Source organism: Shewanella canadensis (genome assembly GCF_003966225.1).
In the GTDB taxonomy this organism is placed as follows: Bacteria; Pseudomonadota; Gammaproteobacteria; order Enterobacterales; family Shewanellaceae; genus Shewanella; species Shewanella canadensis.
On sequence record NZ_RXNU01000002.1, the window covers coordinates 306,857 to 325,064 of the forward strand.

At 48.7% G+C, this 18,208-nt stretch carries 17 protein-coding genes; 8 read left to right on the forward strand and 9 right to left on the reverse strand.

Annotated elements, in window-relative coordinates; all coding sequences use genetic code 11:
* Nucleotides 1–82 precede the first annotated feature (82 nt).
* A complete protein-coding gene (locus EKG38_RS04855) occupies nucleotides 83–1,384 on the reverse strand; it encodes a multiheme c-type cytochrome (RefSeq protein WP_246033091.1) in 1,302 nt (433 codons plus the stop codon).
* A 534-nt stretch (nucleotides 1,385–1,918) separates the two neighbouring features.
* On the opposite strand from EKG38_RS04855, the gene EKG38_RS04860 reads away from it, so the two are divergent.
* The 6 genes from EKG38_RS04860 (at nucleotide 1,919) to EKG38_RS04885 (ending at nucleotide 6,355) form a co-directional block, all read left to right on the forward strand.
* Nucleotides 1,919–2,248 carry a hypothetical protein gene (locus tag EKG38_RS04860; RefSeq protein ID WP_246033092.1) on the forward strand — a complete coding sequence of 110 codons (330 nt, stop codon included), beginning with the start codon at nucleotides 1,919–1,921 and terminating at the stop codon, nucleotides 2,246–2,248.
* Between the two features lie 417 nt (nucleotides 2,249–2,665).
* Complete coding sequence (locus EKG38_RS04865) at nucleotides 2,666–3,403, forward strand: basic amino acid ABC transporter substrate-binding protein (RefSeq protein WP_126519108.1); 738 nt, start codon at nucleotides 2,666–2,668, stop codon at nucleotides 3,401–3,403.
* 7 nt (nucleotides 3,404–3,410) lie between these two features.
* Nucleotides 3,411–4,091: an amino acid ABC transporter permease gene (locus tag EKG38_RS04870; protein ID WP_126519110.1), complete on the forward strand. Its 681-nt coding sequence runs from the start codon at nucleotides 3,411–3,413 to the stop codon at nucleotides 4,089–4,091.
* Nucleotides 4,084–4,809, forward strand: a complete 726-nt coding sequence (locus EKG38_RS04875) for an amino acid ABC transporter ATP-binding protein (protein WP_126519112.1) — start codon at nucleotides 4,084–4,086, stop codon at nucleotides 4,807–4,809. The genes EKG38_RS04870 and EKG38_RS04875 overlap by 8 nt, the downstream gene beginning before the upstream one ends.
* 403 nt (nucleotides 4,810–5,212) lie before the next feature.
* On the forward strand, nucleotides 5,213–5,737 hold the full coding sequence (locus tag EKG38_RS04880) for a uracil-DNA glycosylase (RefSeq protein ID WP_185826776.1): 525 nt from the start codon (nucleotides 5,213–5,215) through the stop codon (nucleotides 5,735–5,737).
* 12 nt (nucleotides 5,738–5,749) lie between these two features.
* Nucleotides 5,750–6,355: a hypothetical protein gene (locus EKG38_RS04885; protein WP_126519116.1), complete on the forward strand. Its 606-nt coding sequence runs from the start codon at nucleotides 5,750–5,752 to the stop codon at nucleotides 6,353–6,355.
* A gap of 131 nt (nucleotides 6,356–6,486) precedes the next feature.
* Here EKG38_RS04885 and EKG38_RS04890 read toward each other — a convergent pair whose 3' ends face one another.
* Together EKG38_RS04890 and EKG38_RS04895 are read right to left on the reverse strand one after the other, a co-directional pair.
* Complete coding sequence (locus EKG38_RS04890; protein ID WP_126519118.1) at nucleotides 6,487–7,146, reverse strand: hypothetical protein; 660 nt, start codon at nucleotides 7,144–7,146, stop codon at nucleotides 6,487–6,489.
* A gap of 361 nt (nucleotides 7,147–7,507) precedes the next feature.
* Entirely contained in the window at nucleotides 7,508–7,873 is a 366-nt protein-coding gene (locus EKG38_RS04895) for a response regulator (RefSeq protein ID WP_012144098.1), read from the reverse strand.
* A 370-nt stretch (nucleotides 7,874–8,243) separates the two neighbouring features.
* Here EKG38_RS04895 and EKG38_RS04900 point away from each other — a divergent pair, with 370 nt between their 5' ends.
* Nucleotides 8,244–8,897 carry a LiaF domain-containing protein gene (locus EKG38_RS04900; RefSeq protein WP_012144099.1) on the forward strand — a complete coding sequence of 218 codons (654 nt, stop codon included), beginning with the start codon at nucleotides 8,244–8,246 and terminating at the stop codon, nucleotides 8,895–8,897.
* A 108-nt stretch (nucleotides 8,898–9,005) separates the two neighbouring features.
* Here the strand turns inward: EKG38_RS04900 and EKG38_RS04905 are convergent, their stop codons facing one another.
* The 5 genes from EKG38_RS04905 to EKG38_RS04925 form a co-directional block, all read right to left on the reverse strand.
* Nucleotides 9,006–9,212, reverse strand: coding sequence for a hypothetical protein (locus EKG38_RS04905; protein ID WP_126519120.1), 207 nt, complete (start codon nucleotides 9,210–9,212; stop codon nucleotides 9,006–9,008).
* 101 nt (nucleotides 9,213–9,313) lie between these two features.
* Nucleotides 9,314–12,217 carry a flavodoxin domain-containing protein gene (locus tag EKG38_RS04910; RefSeq protein WP_185826777.1) on the reverse strand — a complete coding sequence of 968 codons (2,904 nt, stop codon included), beginning with the start codon at nucleotides 12,215–12,217 and terminating at the stop codon, nucleotides 9,314–9,316.
* Between the two features lie 229 nt (nucleotides 12,218–12,446).
* Nucleotides 12,447–12,731 carry a VcrB family reductive dehalogenase putative membrane anchor gene (locus EKG38_RS04915; RefSeq protein WP_012144102.1) on the reverse strand — a complete coding sequence of 95 codons (285 nt, stop codon included), beginning with the start codon at nucleotides 12,729–12,731 and terminating at the stop codon, nucleotides 12,447–12,449.
* A gap of 2 nt (nucleotides 12,732–12,733) precedes the next feature.
* The gene (locus tag EKG38_RS04920) at nucleotides 12,734–14,140 is read right to left on the reverse strand and encodes a reductive dehalogenase (protein ID WP_126519124.1); all 1,407 of its coding nucleotides are present in this window, start codon (nucleotides 14,138–14,140) and stop codon (nucleotides 12,734–12,736) included.
* A gap of 86 nt (nucleotides 14,141–14,226) precedes the next feature.
* Nucleotides 14,227–15,198, reverse strand: coding sequence for a LysR family transcriptional regulator (locus tag EKG38_RS04925; protein ID WP_126519126.1), 972 nt, complete (start codon nucleotides 15,196–15,198; stop codon nucleotides 14,227–14,229).
* A 366-nt stretch (nucleotides 15,199–15,564) separates the two neighbouring features.
* Between EKG38_RS04925 and EKG38_RS04930 the strand changes: the two genes are divergently transcribed.
* On the forward strand, nucleotides 15,565–16,446 hold the full coding sequence (locus EKG38_RS04930; RefSeq protein ID WP_126519128.1) for a pirin family protein: 882 nt from the start codon (nucleotides 15,565–15,567) through the stop codon (nucleotides 16,444–16,446).
* A 45-nt stretch (nucleotides 16,447–16,491) separates the two neighbouring features.
* Here EKG38_RS04930 and EKG38_RS04935 read toward each other — a convergent pair whose 3' ends face one another.
* Nucleotides 16,492–17,973: a protein adenylyltransferase SelO gene (locus EKG38_RS04935; protein ID WP_185826778.1), complete on the reverse strand. Its 1,482-nt coding sequence runs from the start codon at nucleotides 17,971–17,973 to the stop codon at nucleotides 16,492–16,494.
* Between the last annotated feature and the right edge of the window lie 235 nt (nucleotides 17,974–18,208).

Below are 18,208 nucleotides of genomic sequence, written 5' to 3' on the forward strand. Positions count from 1 at the left end.
GAGAGTTCCGCCAAAGCTGAGGTCAGGGAGTATCGGGTAATCGATATCCCTGCCTCAGGCTTTGTTAGCCTTTACTTTGTGATCAGTGAGCTGAGGCCGACTTGCCGTGAGCCGCACGCATCTCTGCCGCTTTCTCTTTTATCTCCTGCAGATCTCTCACCATCTCACTCCAACCATACCAAAGCGCATAGTCGGGGTTGGCGTGGAATGCGCCCTGGAAGCCGCGCATGCGGTGCTTGAGGTGCATTTCAAACAGGGTTTGCTCGATAGTGGTCGGCGCATCCTGGAAAGTTAGCAGATCCGGGAAGGCATAAGCGTAGCTCTCAGGCTTAGCGATGATGCCGTCCTGATATAGTCCCGTGATGATACGAATAGCTTGTGCCAGCAGATGGTCGAGGTCGCGGATCAGCTTATCGGCATTATCGAGCTGGTTGCGGGCAAAGTTCGCTGAGTGACAATCACCGCAGACGGCCAGCATCTTATTGCGCTCCTTATCAAACGATGCCTTGTCCAGACGGGCAACATCGGCCGCCTTGATAACGTCGAGTCGTCCGGTGGGCTGTCCCTTAGGATCGAGCACACCCAATGCCTGCAAGATAGTGACTTGATCGGCTTTCCACTGTTCATCATCTTCAGGCAGTGGCAATCTCACCGCCAGGAAGCCCCAGGCAGTTCGCACTTCATGGTCACCATCGACCATATGACATGTCTGACAGGTTGGCGCTGGTGTGCCTTCGGGCAGTACGCCATTTTGCTTCAACAGATAGCGAACACCATGCTTGGACGATGACCACATCTCCCATTGCGGATGATCGAAGCCCATATGACAGGTCTGACAGGCCTGGGGTTGTTGCGCCTCTTTTACCGAGAAGGTGTGGCGGGTATGGCAGGCATCACAGGAGGCATGGCCGAACTTGCTGCCCTGCTCCTTGAGTTTGGCGATCTCGGCATCGGTTTTTATACCCAACTTATGACAGCCGGTACAGCCCTTCATCCCCTGATTCAGTGCCATAGGTTGTGCATGTGTGGTGGGCATGGCGTTGACCGCAGCCCATGCCAGGGCATGTTTACCCTTAGAGAATTGATCCAGGCGATCGCCATGGCAGCCGCCACAGGTTTCGGCAGTAATGGTGACCAGCTTGTCTACATCCTTAGCCGATGAATGGTCGCCCTCATGACAGGTATCACAGCTCACATCATTCTCGCTATGGCGGCTAAGTTGCCAGTCCTTAACCGCGTTGGGCGTAACCTCCTTGTGGCATGACACGCATTTATCGGCTGCATAAACCGACGTGCACAGTAGTAACATCAGTGAAACTAACAATCCCCTCATCATGTCCATCCTTTTTCTATGGTTATTATCGAGAGAAGTATAGTTAGCCATGCCCGAGTCGCCAGTTTGATCATGAAATTATTGAGAATTTTTATTTTTTCGAAGAAGCAGAGTTGAACTAGAACTATAGTGAAAAGTGTGCGAGGGAGGTATCAAGATAGAGTGCACAGCCATGTTGTTTCTAATCGCTCTGTCAGTCCAATCGATAAGTTCTAGATTGTCACAGAAATGAAATGGCATACTCCTGCTTAAGTGATTTCCTCTGTGTCAGTATTTTTCGCACCACATGCTCCGCCATGGGCGCTAGCCCATTTTGTTCGCTTATCTCTTCACTACTATGTGACTATCTGACTTCCAATCTTCTACCTTTTTATCTCGGCGCACAGGGTGGCACCGTTAATTAATTCCATACATTCACTACCAAAGATAATTACGGTTCCATCTTGAATTCTAACGACTATCTACAATACTAAAGAAGTGAAGTTTAACCACCTTGATAGGCTCCCGAACATCTCGATTAAAAATTGAGTTTTGCTAAATAACAGATAACAATTTTAGTTAGTATTTACTTGTAAGGATAAAAATATGAAAAAGCTCAGTACAGCAATGGTAATACTTATATTATCAGCTTGCGCATCAGCACCAGCTACATGGAAGGGAATGTCAGAGCGAGACATCAGCGCATGGAAAGATATCGGATTTAATGCTGAGCTAGCTCAAGCCTGGCATGGTGCAGGCTTTACACCAGAACAATCTAGCGAATGGTCAAAAGCAGGCTTCAAGCTCGATAGCGCCATGGAATGGAAAAATCAGTCATTTAATACTGAAGAAGCCAGTAACTGGCAAGCAGGTGGCTTTGATCTAAAGACGGCTATTGAGTCAAGAGAGAAAGGACTAAGTCCTGTCAAAAAATAGATGTAGATAAGTAAACGAAGCCGAGTAAAACCTCGGCTTTACCAATAAAATTTCATCAATTTATTCGTTGAACCAACACCAACCAATAGCAAAGTGCTTCCAAAAGAGAGGACATACCTCTTCTAATCTAAACGTACCGCCTCTTAATTTGCGACTATCACTTGCTTACATCTTACTACCCACAGCTTCTAACTATTTATTCACCTTTCGCAACTGTAGCTCTAGCTCAACATCGACAGCATAACAAGCACAAAACCTGTTAATAGTGAGTTACAAACACGGCAAACCGATTAGTAAGTGAGCATTCAAACCTATACTAACTGAATTTATAATCATTTTTAACGCATAATTATTGACTTCGTTTTATATCGGCTTATAGTCATTGCCAGTTGAGTATTTTGGTGAAGAGAGTTGAAGATGAAGAAGTCGATGTTGTTTGTGGGGAGCTTAGGTTTAGCAGGCGTGTTGATGTTAACCGGATGCGGTAAGAGTGATGACGTGCTTGTTGTGGGCACTAACGCGGCGTTTCCTCCTTTTGAATATGTCGGAGGGGTGAGCGGCGATGAGATCAAAGGCTTCGATATCGATTTAGCTCGTCAGATTGCCAAGGATGCGGGTAAGACATTAAAAGTTGAAAACATGAAGTTTGACTCACTCATCGTGGCGCTCAATTCGGGCAAGGTCGACCTGATCGCCTCCGGCATGACCATTACTTCTGAGCGTCAGGCGAGCGTTAACTTTTCCGATCCCTACTATGAAGCGACGCAGGTGGTGCTGGTCAACAGAGATAACACCAGCATAAAGAGCGTCGATGACCTAAAGGGGAAACATATCGCGGTGCAGTTGGGGTCTACCGGCGATATCATGGCCAAGAGTTACAGCCAGCAGGTCACCGCTTTCAACACAGGTTTTGAGGCCGTTATGGAGCTTAAAAACGCTAAGGTCGATCTGGTGCTGTTTGACAGCGAACCAGCGGCCAGCTTTCTGGATAAGAATCCCGGACTTAAAATGGTTGAGCTGGATTTCGAACCCGAGTTTTATGGATTTGCGGTCGCCAAGGAGAAAGTTGAATTGCTGCACAGCATCAACAACACTCTGACGACCATGAAGCACAACGGCGAGTATGAAGCCCTTGTCGCCAAGCATATGAAGTGAGCCGATAATGATTGATGCAATTAACGCTTCACTGTTTACCCCCATCGGCGAAGATGGCTTAATCGGTATCTACCTCATCTTAAATGGCCTTAAAGTCACCCTGATTGTGACCTTTTTTGCCATGATAATGGGATCAATATTAGGGGTGACGACCACCCTGATGAAGATGTCACCCAATTGGTACCTGCGTTGGCCGGCTAACCTCTATGTCAGCGTTATTCGTGGTACGCCGGTAGTTGTACAATTAGTGATCCTTTACTTTATTGTGCTGGCCGCATTCGATGTAGACAAGATCACCGCCGCCATTATCGCCTTCGGCCTCAATAGCGGTGCCTATATTTCAGAGATCATTCGTGCCGGGATCCAGGCGGTCGATAAGGGCCAGATGGAGGCCGCACGATCCTTGGGGCTGTCCCATGGGGCAACCATGAAAGAGGTGATACTGCCTCAGGCGATTAAGAACATTCTCCCCTCTCTGGGTAACGAATTTATCGTGTTACTGAAGGAGACGGCGGTAATAGGCTTTATCGGTGGCGTCGATCTGATGCGCGCCGGTGAGATAATTCGTAGCCGTACCTTCGAAGACAGTGTGCCGCTATTTACCTGTGCGCTGATCTATCTGCTGCTGACATATAGCTTCACCCTACTGCTGTCTAAATTTGAAACGAGGTTAAAGCAAAGTGATTAAGATTAATAATTTACATAAGAGCTTTGGCGATAACCAAGTGCTGAAAGGGATCGATGAGCAGATTAACCATGGAGAGGTGGTCAGTGTTATAGGCCCATCGGGCAGTGGCAAGAGTACTTTCTTGCGTTGCATCAACTTGCTTGAGCAACCGACTCAGGGGGATGTTCTTATCGATGGTCAATCTATCACAGAGCCTGGTGCCTGCATCGATAAGCTAAGGCAGAAAGTGGGCATGGTGTTTCAAAACTTTAACCTATTTCCCCATAAAACGGTTAAACAAAACATCACTCTCGCCCCGGTAAAGCTTGGGGTGATGACTGCGAAAGAGGCCGACGGCGAAGCCGAAGCGTTACTCGAGCAGGTAGGATTGCAGGATAAAGCCGATGCCTACCCGTCCAGCCTGTCGGGTGGCCAGAAACAACGGGTCGCCATCGCTCGTGCCTTGGCAATGAAACCTGAGCTGATGCTGTTCGATGAGCCCACCTCGGCGCTGGATCCTGAGATGGTGGGTGATGTACTCGATGTGATGAAATCTCTGGCTCACAAGGGGATGACCATGGTGATCGTCACCCACGAAATGGGCTTTGCACGAGATGTGTCAGACAGAGTCATCTTCATGGATGGCGGCGTTATCGTAGAAAACAGCGAGCCGGAAGCCCTGTTCAGCGCACCGAAAGAGGCAAGAACTCAGGCCTTTTTGAGTAAAGTGTTGAGGTAAGGTGTTGAGTTCCTAGGTAAGAGTTCCTAGGTAAGAGTGCTTAGGTAAAGTACCAAGATGACCTCCCCTTCTATCGAGCCATAATAGATAGGGGCGGTCTCATAAGATAATAAGTGGGGCATTGTTAACCTCCGCCAGCTCCCCCCCACCATAAGCTAACATCAAGCAACTATCCCCATCCTAGTTACCAACAACGCCATGAATATAGTGGCTAGAACGAAGCAACAGACAAGTTTAATCACTCCTTTATATGATCTCGGCTAGTACTGCGACCGGCCTCGTCTTTACTAAGCACTCTAGTGGTGTATAGAAATAAGATTTAATACATGCTGTCATCAGTGATTACTGAATTCCCTTTAAATAGGCACATATTTTTATGAGACACGATAGGCATATAACTAACTTGATAGATTCTTATTCACAAATAGATAATGACTTACTAAGTTTCCAAGGCAACCAGCTAGCTTTTTTCAAAGGAAGCATAGCTCCTAAATTATTGATTGTTGGTGAAGCTCCTGGTCCTCAGGAGAACATTGCCGGTGAACCTTTTGTAGGGCCTGCTGGCATTGAATTACATAAATCGCTCGATGAGATAAGCATCGACAGCTCGCATGTGGCCTTTTTAAATTCAGTTTTCAGAATGCCAATAGGTATTGATGGAAAGTTTAGAGCTCCGACAACTATAGAGATTGAACATTATGCACCTTTTGTTAATGACATAATTTTAAAACTAAAGCCTACTGTGATAATGGCTTGTGGAAATACAGCCTGCCAATCACTATTAAAAATGCAAGGAATAAATAAGCTAAGAGGTCGGTGGTTTGGAAATATTCTTCCAACATTCCATCCTAGCTATATTCTTCGAGCCCCTCAAAATCGATCAGTATTTTTAAAAGATCTGGTTGAATGTAAAAGCAAATTAATCTAATAAGAACCACTTATGAAAATGTTAACCTTACTGGCGGCTTTACTTTTAGCTAGCACAGTTCAAGCTAGCAACATTAGAAAAGACGAAATTAGAAATACTTGGTTATCCTCAGAGTTAACAAAAATTGCTACCGCTACCGCCAGAGCTAGAGCGGTTAAGACCAGTGAAGAAGCCGTAGAAATCGTTGAGTTTTTAGATAAGAAACTTATCCCTAAATATGACCCCTTGCTTGTGGCTTGTTTAAGAGAGTTTTCAGAAAATATTGAAAAAATTATACCTTGTATGGAAGATAGCTTAAGAACTAACAGTTCAAAATGGGCTGTGGTCGGTCCAGGGATGATTCGAAGTAGCGATATAACACTCACCTTTGAACGAACAAAACACTGGGTATATGGAAAAGTAACTTTTGGGTTTGAAAGTAGATTAGATAATCCGACATTTTATGTTGATGACGAAGAGATCGGATATTCACAAAATAGCTCTTACCGATTTACATACGATAGCAGAGTAACAGAAGACCTTAAAAAAGGCAGAAAACTTACTGTTAGGCAATTTGGAAAAAACGATAAAGTTTACTCACTAAAAGGGCTAACTAAAGCAGTTAACGAGAGTATTTAAATATGAGGAATAAGTAGGGTTACTAAAGTCCCCCCACTAAGTTAGCTGCTGTTCTCCATCCATGTTGCTACAGTTACAAGGCTGGCTCGATGGCAGTAACGCTGTTAAGCCTTACTGCCGGGGCAAGAATATCAGAGGTATTCTTCACACTCTTCGTTTTTCTTACAGTCCCTGCTTTCGCGCTCTTTAGCCTTTTCCTTAGCTTCACGCTGACGCTCCTCAGCCTCTAAGCGAGCTTCACGCTGGCGCTCTTTGGCGTCCTTTCTTACTTCAAGCTCGCGCTCCTCAGCGTCTTTGCGCGCCTCACGGTCATATTCCTTGGCATCCTTTCTCGCTTCACGCTGACGCTCTTCTACATCTTTGCGCGCCTCGCGATCATACTCCTTGTCATACTTTCTCGCTTCACGCTGACGCTCTTCTGCGTCTTTGCGCGCTTCACGGTCATATTCTTTGGCATCCTTTCTCGCTTCACGCTGACGCTCTTCTACATCTTTGCGCGCCTCGCGATCATACTCCTTGTCATACTTTCTCGCTTCACGCTGACGCTCTTCTGCGTCTTTGCGCGCTTCACGGTCATATTCTTTGGCATCCTTTCTCGCTTCACGCTCACGTTTTTCCGCAGCCTTGCGAGCCTCTTTCTCACTCTTTTTCTGCTCCTTCATCGCCTTTTTTTCAGCCTTATTTTCAGCCTTCTTCTCAGTATTAGTAGGCGGCTCGGCCATTGTGGCCGGGGCAATCATCATCAATGAGGTCGATACAAGTATTGCTTTTGCAAGCTCAACGGCTTTCATAGGGAAACTCCTTTTAAACTGCGCTATCGTTTTCGCTAGCGCCATCAACTAACGATATTAAAAACGGTTCTTTATGGCACTCACCTATAGAGAGTAGGCTACAAGCACATGTTAGGAGTATGTTACATTCAAAGCAATCCTGTGACTCATAATTTATCGGGCTAATGAGTCCACAAATAAGAAAGATCGAGTAAGCAGGAAGCAAAAGAGAGAGGAGTGACAGAGGTACAGACTAAACTCAACCTAGGGTTAACTTAACAATAAACTGTCAAAGGTTAACCCTAGCCAAGAATAACCCCAGCCAAGGCTAACGAGTAGAACGTTTTCAAACTTTGTCGTTCGACAAAAACAAAGCTGAGGGTTATCGGAGATACTTTTCGAGTTTCTCCTGTATCACATTTGGCATGATAGGTTTGTTGACGTAATCGTCGGCGCCGAGTTTGATAGCGAACTCCTGATCTGAGCTCTCGACCAAGGTGCTGATCACCACCACAGGGATATCGATGCGTGACGGGTCCTCCTGGAGGAACTTAAGGACTTGATAACCATTCACTTCCGGCATGGTGATATCGAGCAGGATAAGATCGGGCGTCTGTGAACTTAATATATCGATGCCGCCACTGCCGGAGTTGGCGGTCGTTACATCATAATCGTCGCCTAAGATAGCGAGTAAGACCCCGGTACACACAGGATCATCATCAATTATCAGGATTTTACTTTTGTCCATTTCGCCCACTCCAAACTATCACTGTTGCTTACATTGTATCCAAATTCAGGATAAAAGATACCTGCTAATCGAGACCGAACTATCGGAGTCGAAAGAACTCAAACTCATCGAAATTGATGCCATTCATGGCAAACTAATACAGCTTACTTATCTAACTTGTATCTAAGCTGACTTAATCTGATTTAGGCGACGCTATATGATGATTTTCACTAATTATCGGTTACTCCTACGACCTGCAAAAAACGTAAAAGTTTAATCTTTTGTTTTTAAAAGCTAAATTTACTGGCTCGGAAATTGCTTATTTTTCATTCGAGTTCATTTAGATCAAACATATACAAGCGAATATAATTTAAGTCAGAGGAGTGACAGCATGGATGTGATCCTTGAAGATCGTCCCATTGAACAAATACGTGAAGAGGTGATCGATCAGTTGATCGTCAACTACAGCCATGGCGTTATCTCGGCAGAGGCCTTCGAGCGCCGACTCGATGATGCGATGAACTCCTCCTCCCATCGAGAGATACTCGATCTGGTTGCCGATCTCTCCTTAAAGGCTGATACCGACTATAGCAATAAGAAAGAGCATCAATTTACGCCAAGCTATTCAAATAAAACCGAGGATGACCAGCTCAGTTTAAATTGTATTCTCGGTAATAATGAACGCAGCGGCCAGTGGCAGGTGCCTAAGGTGATTAATGTACGCAACATCTTAGGTGAGTCGACGCTGGACTTTAGCGACGCCATTTTTCAGCACCAGCATGTCACCATTAAATTAAATTGTGTTCTGGGCGGCGCCATTATCTATGTTCCGGAGGGGATCAACGTGGTTTGCAAGACCTACGGGATAGTGAGCAGTATAGAGAACCGAGCCCCGTCGCTGGCTAACCGCCAGGCACCTGTCATCACTATCGAAGGCAAGGTTGTTTTGGGTTCACTCAATGTTTCAATTAAGCGCACCATCAAAGAGAAATTTATCGAGTTTGCCAATAATCTGAAGAGTGCGTTCGATATGAAAGCGCGTTAGATACTATCGCTACAAACTGTCGCCGGAAACCATCACCGGAAGCAGGAGTGACATCGAGCCCATATCCTTATGGGTCGATGTCGGGGTGATGACTGTTAACGATTAGCCTCAGTCTTTTTTCGCGTCTGAAGCGGCTTCTATTCTGTCGATGGCGATAACGATGATCTCCTGACGTTGAATTTCCTGAAACGATTCATAGAAATAACCAAAGATGAGCAGTAGGGTGATCATCCCCAAACCAAAACTCATTTTAGTTTCGAATGTGCTGCTCTTATTCCCACTCTGTTCATGACCCGTATTGTTTGATTGACTCAAAATCGGTGCCTCATATGTTATCTGTAATTGCAGTGCCTGTGCGCCCATAGGGGCGTCGGTTGAGAGACGTCTGTTAGTAGACGTCTGTTAGTAGACGTCTGTTAGTAGACGTCTTTCAACAGGCGTTTTTCATGTTTCAGGCGTTCATAGTATTTCAATGCCTCATCACAGGACATCTCCCCATGGAGTTCGATGACCTGCAAAATTGCCTTCTCTACATCGACAGCCATGTGTGAGACATCGCCACAGATATAGATATACGCGCCCTGCTCGAGCCAGCCATAAAACTCCGCGCCCTGCTGTTCGATACGATGCTGAACATAGATTTTCTGTTGCTGATCCCGTGAGAAGGCAAGATCCATACGGGTCAACACGCCTGAGTCCAGATGTTGTTGCCACTCATCCCGGTAGAGGTAATCGAGCTCTTCATTACGGTTACCGAAGAATAACCAGCTCTTACCTGTATGCTTTTGCGCGGCGCGCTGCTGCATGAATGCCCTGAACGGCGCAACGCCGGTGCCGGGACCAATCATGATCATGGACGCATCGCCGTGTTCTGGCTGACGGAAGTGTTCATTCTCCTCGACGAAGATATTCACCTCGGCATTCAGTGCCAGTCGCTGACACAGGTAGCCGCTGGCTCCGCCCACATATCGATGACTTTCGACACCTTGACCCGACATATACTCGACCACGGCTATCGTTAAGTGAACCTCTTCACCAACGTCCGACTGACTGGAGGAGATAGAGTATTTTCTCGGCGTCAATCTGCGCAGAGATGACAGCAACTGCTCCGCCGTAAGCCGGGCCGGATAGAGACGTACCAACTCGAAGATCTGATGGCGACGTGCATAGTCACGCACCCCATCGAAGTCAGCCACTAAACCAAGTAGCTCGGCTTGTTGACTCAGCGTCGCATACTTTTCGATAAAGGCAGGGTGACACTGGGTCAGCTCATAATTTTCAATCAAGGCCTGTGAAATTGTTCTGATGTTGCCATCAACTTCAACCTCGACGTCGGCCGGGATAGACAAGTTGGCCAGCAGCGTTGCGACCTCTGTCTCGTCGTTTTTAAACCAGACGCTCAGCAGATCGCCTGGCTGATATTGGATCCCCGAGCCCTCCAGTGACAGCGCGATATGACGAAAATCTTTTTCACAGGCATCGGGTGCGAGTCTGTCATTGCATAACAGACGGGCCGAAAATGGACGCGCCTTGTTGTAGTAAGCCTGCTCCGCTCCCGTCGATTCGATGGGCATAACGGCATTGGCACAGCTGGCTTCCAGTCGATTTTGCAGCACCTTAATGACAGAAGTTATCCATGTGTCCGCCATGGCATCATAGTCGACATCACACTCAGCCCGCTCATGGAGGCGCTGTGCTCCAAGCTCGCTAAGACGCTCATCGAAGTCTATGCCTGTCTTACAGAAGAAGCGATAACTGGTGTCACCCAGAGCCAGTATCGAATAGGAGAGATCGGGTAACTGTGGGGCATTGTCCGCAAAGAGGGTGTGATAGAAACCCTCGGCACTCTCGGGTGGCTCACCCTCACCATAGGTACTGGTCACGATAATCAGGTGACTTTCGCGCTGCAGGTTATCGGTATCGTAGTCGGCCATGGACGCGATGCGCACCGGCAAGCTATTGGCATCGCAACTCGCTTTTAACTGATAAGCCAGATGCTTCGAGTTACCGGTTTGAGATGCAAACAAGATGGTAAGCGTGTCGGTCGCCTTGGAGTAACTATCGGCAATAATTTTCGAATCACTCGGCCGTCCGGTGACATTTTTCACTAAGATATTGCCTACGGTGCGAACCGTGGCATGCTGCAGACGCACCGCCTCGGATAGATACAGACCCACCGGGCAGAACAGGCGGCACCAGAACTGAGGCACAAAGAAGGAACCCAGCAGACTAAAGGGTAAGATGTACCATTGAATGCCCATCCCCTGAAGTGAAAACATCATGCCGAAGGGTTCGTAGGAACCTAAGGCCGGGTGGCGTGACAGGAAGATCAAGATAAGCGCCAACCAGCTCAGGCCATAGATGACGCGTCTGGCGTTTCTGGCCATGCCCGGTCGCAGAGCCAGCTTGATACCGCTTACTTTTTGCAGTAGATCCTGGATCACGCTGAAAGGACAGAGGTAACCACAATAGAGGTTGCGCCCCAAGAGGAGGATACCGCCCAGCACACCACCGACAATGATCCACCAGATGGGATATTGCCTGAATTCGGGAACATAGCCCATGGCGATACCAGCCAGAGTACCCAGACTAATCGAGGCATTCACATAAAACCCAACGAAGGCCAGGCTGGCAAAAGGTAAGATCAACTTAAACGGCTTGGCTATGTTTCTCGGCGCGTAGACGACCACCAGCACCATCAGGAACAGAGCCACCATCAGGGCTTCATTCAGCCCCGGCGACCACTCGACTTCATGCCAAGTCTTCTCGTATCCCAGATGGCTTTGAGCCCCTTTGTGCAGGGCCTCTGATATCGCCTTGGTAAAGCCCTTAGAGGACACCGTCGCGCCGGAAATACCGTCGACATCTTCCTCTAACAGGAAATTATCGGTGACAGATTTATTGATAAACTGCCGGAAAAAGTTGTTATTAATCAGTTTTTGCAGGTAAGCGGGGGTCTCTTTGTGCGACAAGACCACCACCTCTTTAATGCGGGCGGAGTTCTCACCTTTCAGGGCTCTCACCCCCAGCACAAATGGCCCGCCATAACCGGTGCCGGCGGCGATGACCACGGCCTCGCCCGGCTCGCCACCCGAGGCGTTACTTTGGTTGCTTTGGCTATCCTCTGAGGGCACAAAGACCACGGGCAGGCTGGTATAGTCTTTGGAAGGAACCAGGTTAAAGTTTGAGAAATGGCTCTTAGCCATCGTCAGGTAGTCGGGCTTCGCCGCGATATGCCCTATGATGAAGGCTAAGATCAATGTGCTCCATGCAAACAAGAGCCACAGTTTCTCGAGATGGGGGCCTAAGTTTTTTTTCATGAAAGTTGCTGGTTGTTTGTTCATCAGTGAAGGGTAATTAAGATAGCCTTAATCGTCTGTAAGCTAGTTCACATTTGCATTTTATCGGACTGCATTGCTATGACTTCCTGCAGTGATTTTTTCTTTTTTTAGCCCGTTATTGTCAGTTAACTTAAGTCATCTGAAAGTAGCGGTCGGCTGGGTCAGGAGGTGTGATGTCATCGAATACACACGCCTCCGACATTGCCTGCTAGTTTAGCGAGTGCTTCTTCGGCCTAATAAATGCGCGCCAGGTGCCACTGAATATCATCAGACCACCGAGTCCGAATAGCAGCAGCCCCATGGCACCGGATCTGGCCTCGCCTTCGGCGAATGAGGCCCATGACCAACCGAAGCACACTAATAAAGTGCAGGCTGAGATGAGCAGACCAAGGCTTGCCTTCCAGTCGAGTCGATAGTGACGCCCTAGCCATAAGTAACCGTTCCAGGCAAAAATAGTCAGTACTCCCATCAGATACCATTGCAATCCCATCATAACTAATCCTCCTTATTCCAAAACAGTTTGGTAGCCTTAGCCACATCCATATCGCCGTAACCGAACAGGGTGTCCATATCCTTCATAAAGGTGTGGACCGGACCTTTGGTGAAGGTGTTGGAGGCATCGATCAGGCGGTGGTGCCAGAAATCCGGCTTGTTCCACGGACATGACTTGATGCAATTGGTGCAGGCGACGGTATTATCGGCCCAGAACTTGAAACACTTCTTTGCATCATTGTAGAACTTCTTGACCCCGACTTGCCCGGCCCAAGCCAGATCCGGGTTGTCGGCCCCCTCGTAGGTGGGCCTGAAGCCAGGCTTGTCATCGAATGTGATGGCTTTCGAGGGACAACGGTCGGCACACAATTTACAATGTTCGCAGAACTCCATGATGCCGAAGTTGCGTGGCTTGTCATATTCGACAAAATCAAAATCGGTGATCACCGCCGAGATACGAACTCGCGGACCTAATCCCGGGGCCACCAGAGCGCCATTTCGAGCGCCTTCGCCAAGCCCGGCCATGATACCGTAGGCCACCTTGTTGATAGAATCATTGTGCGAAGCTACCGCCTTATACCCCAGACGCCGAATAAAGTCGGCCAGTGATCCCGCCGCCACCGCCATGTCGGTGTACCCCTTATTGACGGCTCCCACAGAGGCGGGAGACGGGGAGGTTCTAATCGCTTCATAATCCATCTCGTGCAGCATGACGATGACTGTCTTGGGCTTGAAGGGGTACTCGTCCCAGGAGACCTCCTTAGACTCGAAGATGTTGTACATGGGTTCGTAGTTCCAGCGTGGATCGTTATAAGTGATCCCCACCCGGGTCGCGCCGAACAGCTTAGCGGCGCGTTTGATTTTGGTGGCCGCCTCTTTTTGGGAGGTAAACTGCCACTTCACCGGCGCAAGGTTCTTCTGGGGCCAACCACAGATCCCCGGAGCGTTCGGCATGCCAAATTTTGCCATCTTGCCCAGGTATTCTAACGGGTGAGAGGCCGCACAGAAGAGTGCCCAGTCGATCTGCTGGTAACCGGGACGAGCATTGTCCCACTGCTCCGGGCTGCGGGTATAATCTGACGCGGCAAACATGCCATCCTGGAAGGACCAGCCCTCTTCGCCAATCAGCTCAGAAAATGCCTTATCCCTGTTAGGAAATTCGGCCCGGTTCTTCTCGGAGCCGCCTTGAGAAAAGATCCAGTTACGCTGATTAAATGGCTTGAGCACCTTGTCATCAATTGGCATAGGGAAGCCGCCCTCAAAGGGAACGCCCTCAACGCGATGGCTGATGAAAGAGCCTGCACCGCCCACTGCCGCGATACCGGCCGCCACCGCACTGAGTCTGAACATCTTACGCCGGGATGGATCCGCTGGCGCATCAGTGGAATTGTTATCCTTCTCTGTAGTCATAGGGTTACCTTAATTAACAACATGTTTATGCCGCCGGAGTATACCCTTGCTATTTGTGTGGTTTTAGTAGCGTCAGCCGAAACCGTTTATGCGCTTGCTGCATGACCGTTGCGCAGGAAGCGGGTCAGCTCCTCCATAAATACTTTTACTTTGGGGGACAAGAGTCGCCGGGACGGGTAGATGGCGTTAAGGATTAAGCTTGTCGCATAGGCACCGTCAAACAGCTTTATCATCTGCCGCGCCGGATCGGCTTTATCGATGAGAGGGGTGGGGCACCAGATCACCCCAATCCCCTGTAAAGCCCAGTCTAACGCCGGAGTGAATGTCTCAAATGTAGTCAGCGCATTGATGATGACCGAGTTGGACTGGCCGTTTTCGGTCCAGAGCCAGCCCTTGTCCTGTAGAAATGGATTTCGAACATACAGGCAGTCGTGCTGGCTGAATTGACGAGGATGTTCCAGTGTCGGGGCCCTTGCCAGATAATTGGGATTGGCAAAAAAATCAAACTTGTACACTTGCAGCGGCCGGGCTGTCATCTTGCGATCGGCGGGAAGAAAGAAATGCAGCATCAGATCCATTTCATCGCACTCAAAGCTCTCGGCCTGCAGTCGCACCGGGGAAACATTATAAAAGTTGAGTCTGATTTTCGGGTATTTTTGCAAAAAGTCCGCAAAAAAACGGCTGTCGATAGTTTGTAGTAGCCAGAGTGGAAGTCCCACGGTTAATAGGCCCGCCGGCTCCTCTCTGGTCTGCTGCACGAAACTCAAGGTACTGTCGAAATTGGCCATCAGTTGCAGACTGTGCTGCAAAAACTGCGTCCCAAGTTCAGTCAGAGTCACTGTGTGGGTCGTACGCTCGAACAGCCGCAGACTCAGGCTCTCCTCGAGACGACGAACGCGGCGACTGGCGGTAGGCTGGCTGATGCCTAATTGCTTGGCGGCGGCACTGAAGCTGCCCAGTTTGGCTACCAGGTTAAACAACTTGATCTCATCTAATCTGAGTTGGCTGGCCAACTCTTCGGGGGTACTTTGTTGTTGAGGGGGGCGTCTTCGTTGCATAATTTTAATCACTCCTGTGTACCCGCAACCTTCAGGCCTGATACCGAGTCGAAATTGTCTTTTTGTTTATCAGCGAAGGGTAATTAAGATAATTTGAGTCGTCAGTAAGCCAGTTCACATTTGGTTTCATCGGATAACATTGCTATGACTTACTGCAGTGACTTTTCTATAGCAAGCGGAGTGCTGACGCTGAAGGTCTAAAGTTAAGAGTTCAAACGAAGTCACCAAACTTACTTCTATTTTATCGAATAATTCTCGCACTTTTTAGCGATATTTGTTCGATACTTTAATTGTTACCCTGTGACTCATTAGTTCGCCCATTAGCCTTTTTAACAGTGAGGTTCGGGCCACATTGAGGGGTATTTAATGAGAGTCATCAATCAATTTTCCGCCAGACCCGCGATGGATGGTGATGGGGTGAATATTCGCCGGGTGGCGGATTTTAACAATCTAAGGTTCGATCCTTTCCTGATGCTGGATGAGATAAAGTCCGACGATAAGCAAGATTTTATCGGTGGCTTTCCGCCCCACCCACACCGCGGCATAGAAACTTTTACCTATATACGTAAGGGGGGCTTCGAGCACAGAGATCAGCTGGGTAATGTAAAAGCGATTCGGGCTAAAGATGTGCAATGGATGAGCACCGGAAGCGGGGTTATCCATTCTGAAATGCCTTTAGCCGATGCCGATGAGGGGCTGCACGGGTTTCAGATCTGGGTGAATATGCCCGCAAATCAGAAGATGCGTCCGGCAAGGTATGAGGATAGCAGTGAAACCGCGAACCCAGAGTCAACTAACGATAAAGGCGCTGTTCTGCGGGCGCTGGCCGGTAACTGGGCCTTTACAGGGCAAAGCAGCATCAGCGCGCCGATACAGGATCTGGCAGGTAAAGCCGCGATTGCGGATCTGATGTTAAGCCCCGAAGCAATGGCCGAACTGCAGCTGGACAGGCATGAGTTTGTCGGCCTCTATCTCTACGAGGGAACGCTTATCGGCAACAATGATGCCCAGGGCTCCCATAAGCACCCCCTTAACAATTATGCTGCGGGTCAATATTTGATCCTGGATAGTCAGGAGATACTCAAGCTTCAGGCAGGCGCCGATGGCGCAGGGCTTTTGCTGTTTGCCGGACAACCTATCAGGGAGAAGATTGTCCATATGGGGCCCTTTGTGATGAACACTCAGGCCGAGATAGAGCAGGCTATCAAAGACTACCAGGAGGGCCGTTTCGGCGAGATCCCGGTCTAACCCTTCATTAGACACAAGAGGCGCCAGCCTCTTGTGCATCATAACCTAAGTACCGCAATAAGTCGTGTAACGACCAAAACTCTCGGGCGCAGGCTTGGCGTAATCGTCGGCGTCGACCTGTGGAGTGTAAGGGGTAGCGAGCACGGCGATAAGTTTCTCAAATGGCTGGAGATCTCCTTCTTGCTCGGCAGCATCGATGGCATGCTCAACCAGATGATTTCTGGGAATATAGAGCGGATTAACCCCATTCATCATCTCTACGCGATCGGGCGTCGACAGGCTCTCTTGGGCTAGGCGCGCTAACCAGGAGTCTCGCCACAGATTAAATTTCTCGGCATCTTTGAATAGGGTTTGGCTTTCACTATTGCCACTTGCTAAGTCACTGGCAAGTTGACGAAACAGTTGGGTAAAGTCCACCTCCTGTCCCGACATGGTCTCGAGTAACTGCTCGCACAGTGCCAAATCGGTCTCCATTGCAGTCGATAATCCTAGCTTAGCGCGCATGCCGGTCAACCAGAAATGATGGAACTTGTCCCAGAAGCCGGTGACCGCTTCGGTAGCCTGAGTTATCGCCTCGTCTCTATCGTCATTTATCAATGGCAATAAGGTTTCCGCTAACCTCGCCAGGTTCCACTGCGCTATAACGGGTTGATTGTTATAGGAGTAGCGACCCTGTTCATCGATGGAGCTAAATACGGCATTAGTGTCATAGTTATCCACGAAGGCACAGGGGCCATAATCAATGGTTTCACCGCTGATGGTCATATTGTCGGTATTCATCACGCCATGGACGAAGCCGACGAGTAACCACTTGGCCACTAACTCGGCTTGTTTGTCCCGAACCGCACAGATAAAATCCAGATAAGGCTGCTGACTCTCTTTTAGCTCAGGATAGTGACGGGCTATGGCGTAATCGGCGAGCTGCTTAACCTTGTCTTGCTCACCACGGGCGGAAAAAAATTGAAATGTACCGACACGCAGGTGACTCGATGCGATGCGGGTAAGCACCGCGCCGGGTAGAAACTGGCTTCGCATAATAGACTCGCCGGTAGTGACGACGGCTAATGCTCTGGTGGTGGGAATATTAAGGGCGTGCATGGCCTCACTCATTATATACTCACGCAATACTGCGCCGAGTACCGCCTTGCCGTCACCACGGCGTGAGAACGTTGTCGGGCCCGAACCTTTAAGCTGCAGATCCAGTCGGTTGCCCTGTTTATCCAGTACCTCTCCGAGCAAGAGCGCACGGCCATCACCCAATTGAGGAGTAAAGCCGCCAAACTGGTGTCCGGCATAGACTTGTGCCAATGATGATGCGCCAATAGGTGCATCACTCCCCGAAAACACTGTCGCTAACTCCCCGGAGTCGGTATTGGTCAGGCCAATATTCTCTGCCAGGGGCGCATTTAATTTCACTAATTCGGGGCTCGGCGCCCTGTCCCCCTGGCAAGCAACATAAAAACCTTCCAGCTCTTCCGCGTAACTGTTGTCGAATGTTAAACCCAGGTCTATTTCCATGCTGCTCATCGTTATGTCCGTGTGGTCGAGATAATGACTCTTTGATACTCATTCCCCTACTTTAACCTAATCGACAACAGAAGGAGACCAAAACAGTGATCAAGATCACCTCATTTACAGCTTATGGCTATCGATTGGTTGAAACATTCGCGGCTAAAGCCGCTCCTACATGGGGAACCTTGAACCTCGTAGCTCGAACCTCCAAAAGCTTCGCGGCTAAAGCCGCTCCTACCTCTTACCTCGC

Excerpts from the sequence above, each read along its gene's own strand:
- EKG38_RS04930 (WP_126519128.1), top strand. The coding sequence starts at position 15,565 with ATGAGAGTCATCAATCAATTTTCCGCCAGACCCGCGATGGATGGTGAT.
- EKG38_RS04935 (WP_185826778.1), bottom strand. The coding sequence starts at position 17,973 with ATGAGCAGCATGGAAATAGACCTGGGTTTAACATTCGACAACAGTTAC.
- EKG38_RS04895 (WP_012144098.1), bottom strand. The coding sequence starts at position 7,873 with ATGGACAAAAGTAAAATCCTGATAATTGATGATGATCCTGTGTGTACC.
- EKG38_RS04865 (WP_126519108.1), top strand. The coding sequence starts at position 2,666 with ATGAAGAAGTCGATGTTGTTTGTGGGGAGCTTAGGTTTAGCAGGCGTG.
- EKG38_RS04915 (WP_012144102.1), bottom strand. The coding sequence starts at position 12,731 with ATGATGGGATTGCAATGGTATCTGATGGGAGTACTGACTATTTTTGCC.
- EKG38_RS04855 (WP_246033091.1), bottom strand. The coding sequence starts at position 1,384 with ATGGCTAACTATACTTCTCTCGATAATAACCATAGAAAAAGGATGGAC.
- EKG38_RS04925 (WP_126519126.1), bottom strand. The coding sequence starts at position 15,198 with ATGCAACGAAGACGCCCCCCTCAACAACAAAGTACCCCCGAAGAGTTG.
- EKG38_RS04920 (WP_126519124.1), bottom strand. The coding sequence starts at position 14,140 with ATGACTACAGAGAAGGATAACAATTCCACTGATGCGCCAGCGGATCCA.
- EKG38_RS04870 (WP_126519110.1), top strand. The coding sequence starts at position 3,411 with ATGATTGATGCAATTAACGCTTCACTGTTTACCCCCATCGGCGAAGAT.
- EKG38_RS04890 (WP_126519118.1), bottom strand. The coding sequence starts at position 7,146 with ATGAAAGCCGTTGAGCTTGCAAAAGCAATACTTGTATCGACCTCATTG.
- EKG38_RS04910 (WP_185826777.1), bottom strand. The coding sequence starts at position 12,217 with ATGAAAAAAAACTTAGGCCCCCATCTCGAGAAACTGTGGCTCTTGTTT.
- EKG38_RS04860 (WP_246033092.1), top strand. The coding sequence starts at position 1,919 with ATGAAAAAGCTCAGTACAGCAATGGTAATACTTATATTATCAGCTTGC.
- EKG38_RS04885 (WP_126519116.1), top strand. The coding sequence starts at position 5,750 with ATGAAAATGTTAACCTTACTGGCGGCTTTACTTTTAGCTAGCACAGTT.
- EKG38_RS04900 (WP_012144099.1), top strand. The coding sequence starts at position 8,244 with ATGGATGTGATCCTTGAAGATCGTCCCATTGAACAAATACGTGAAGAG.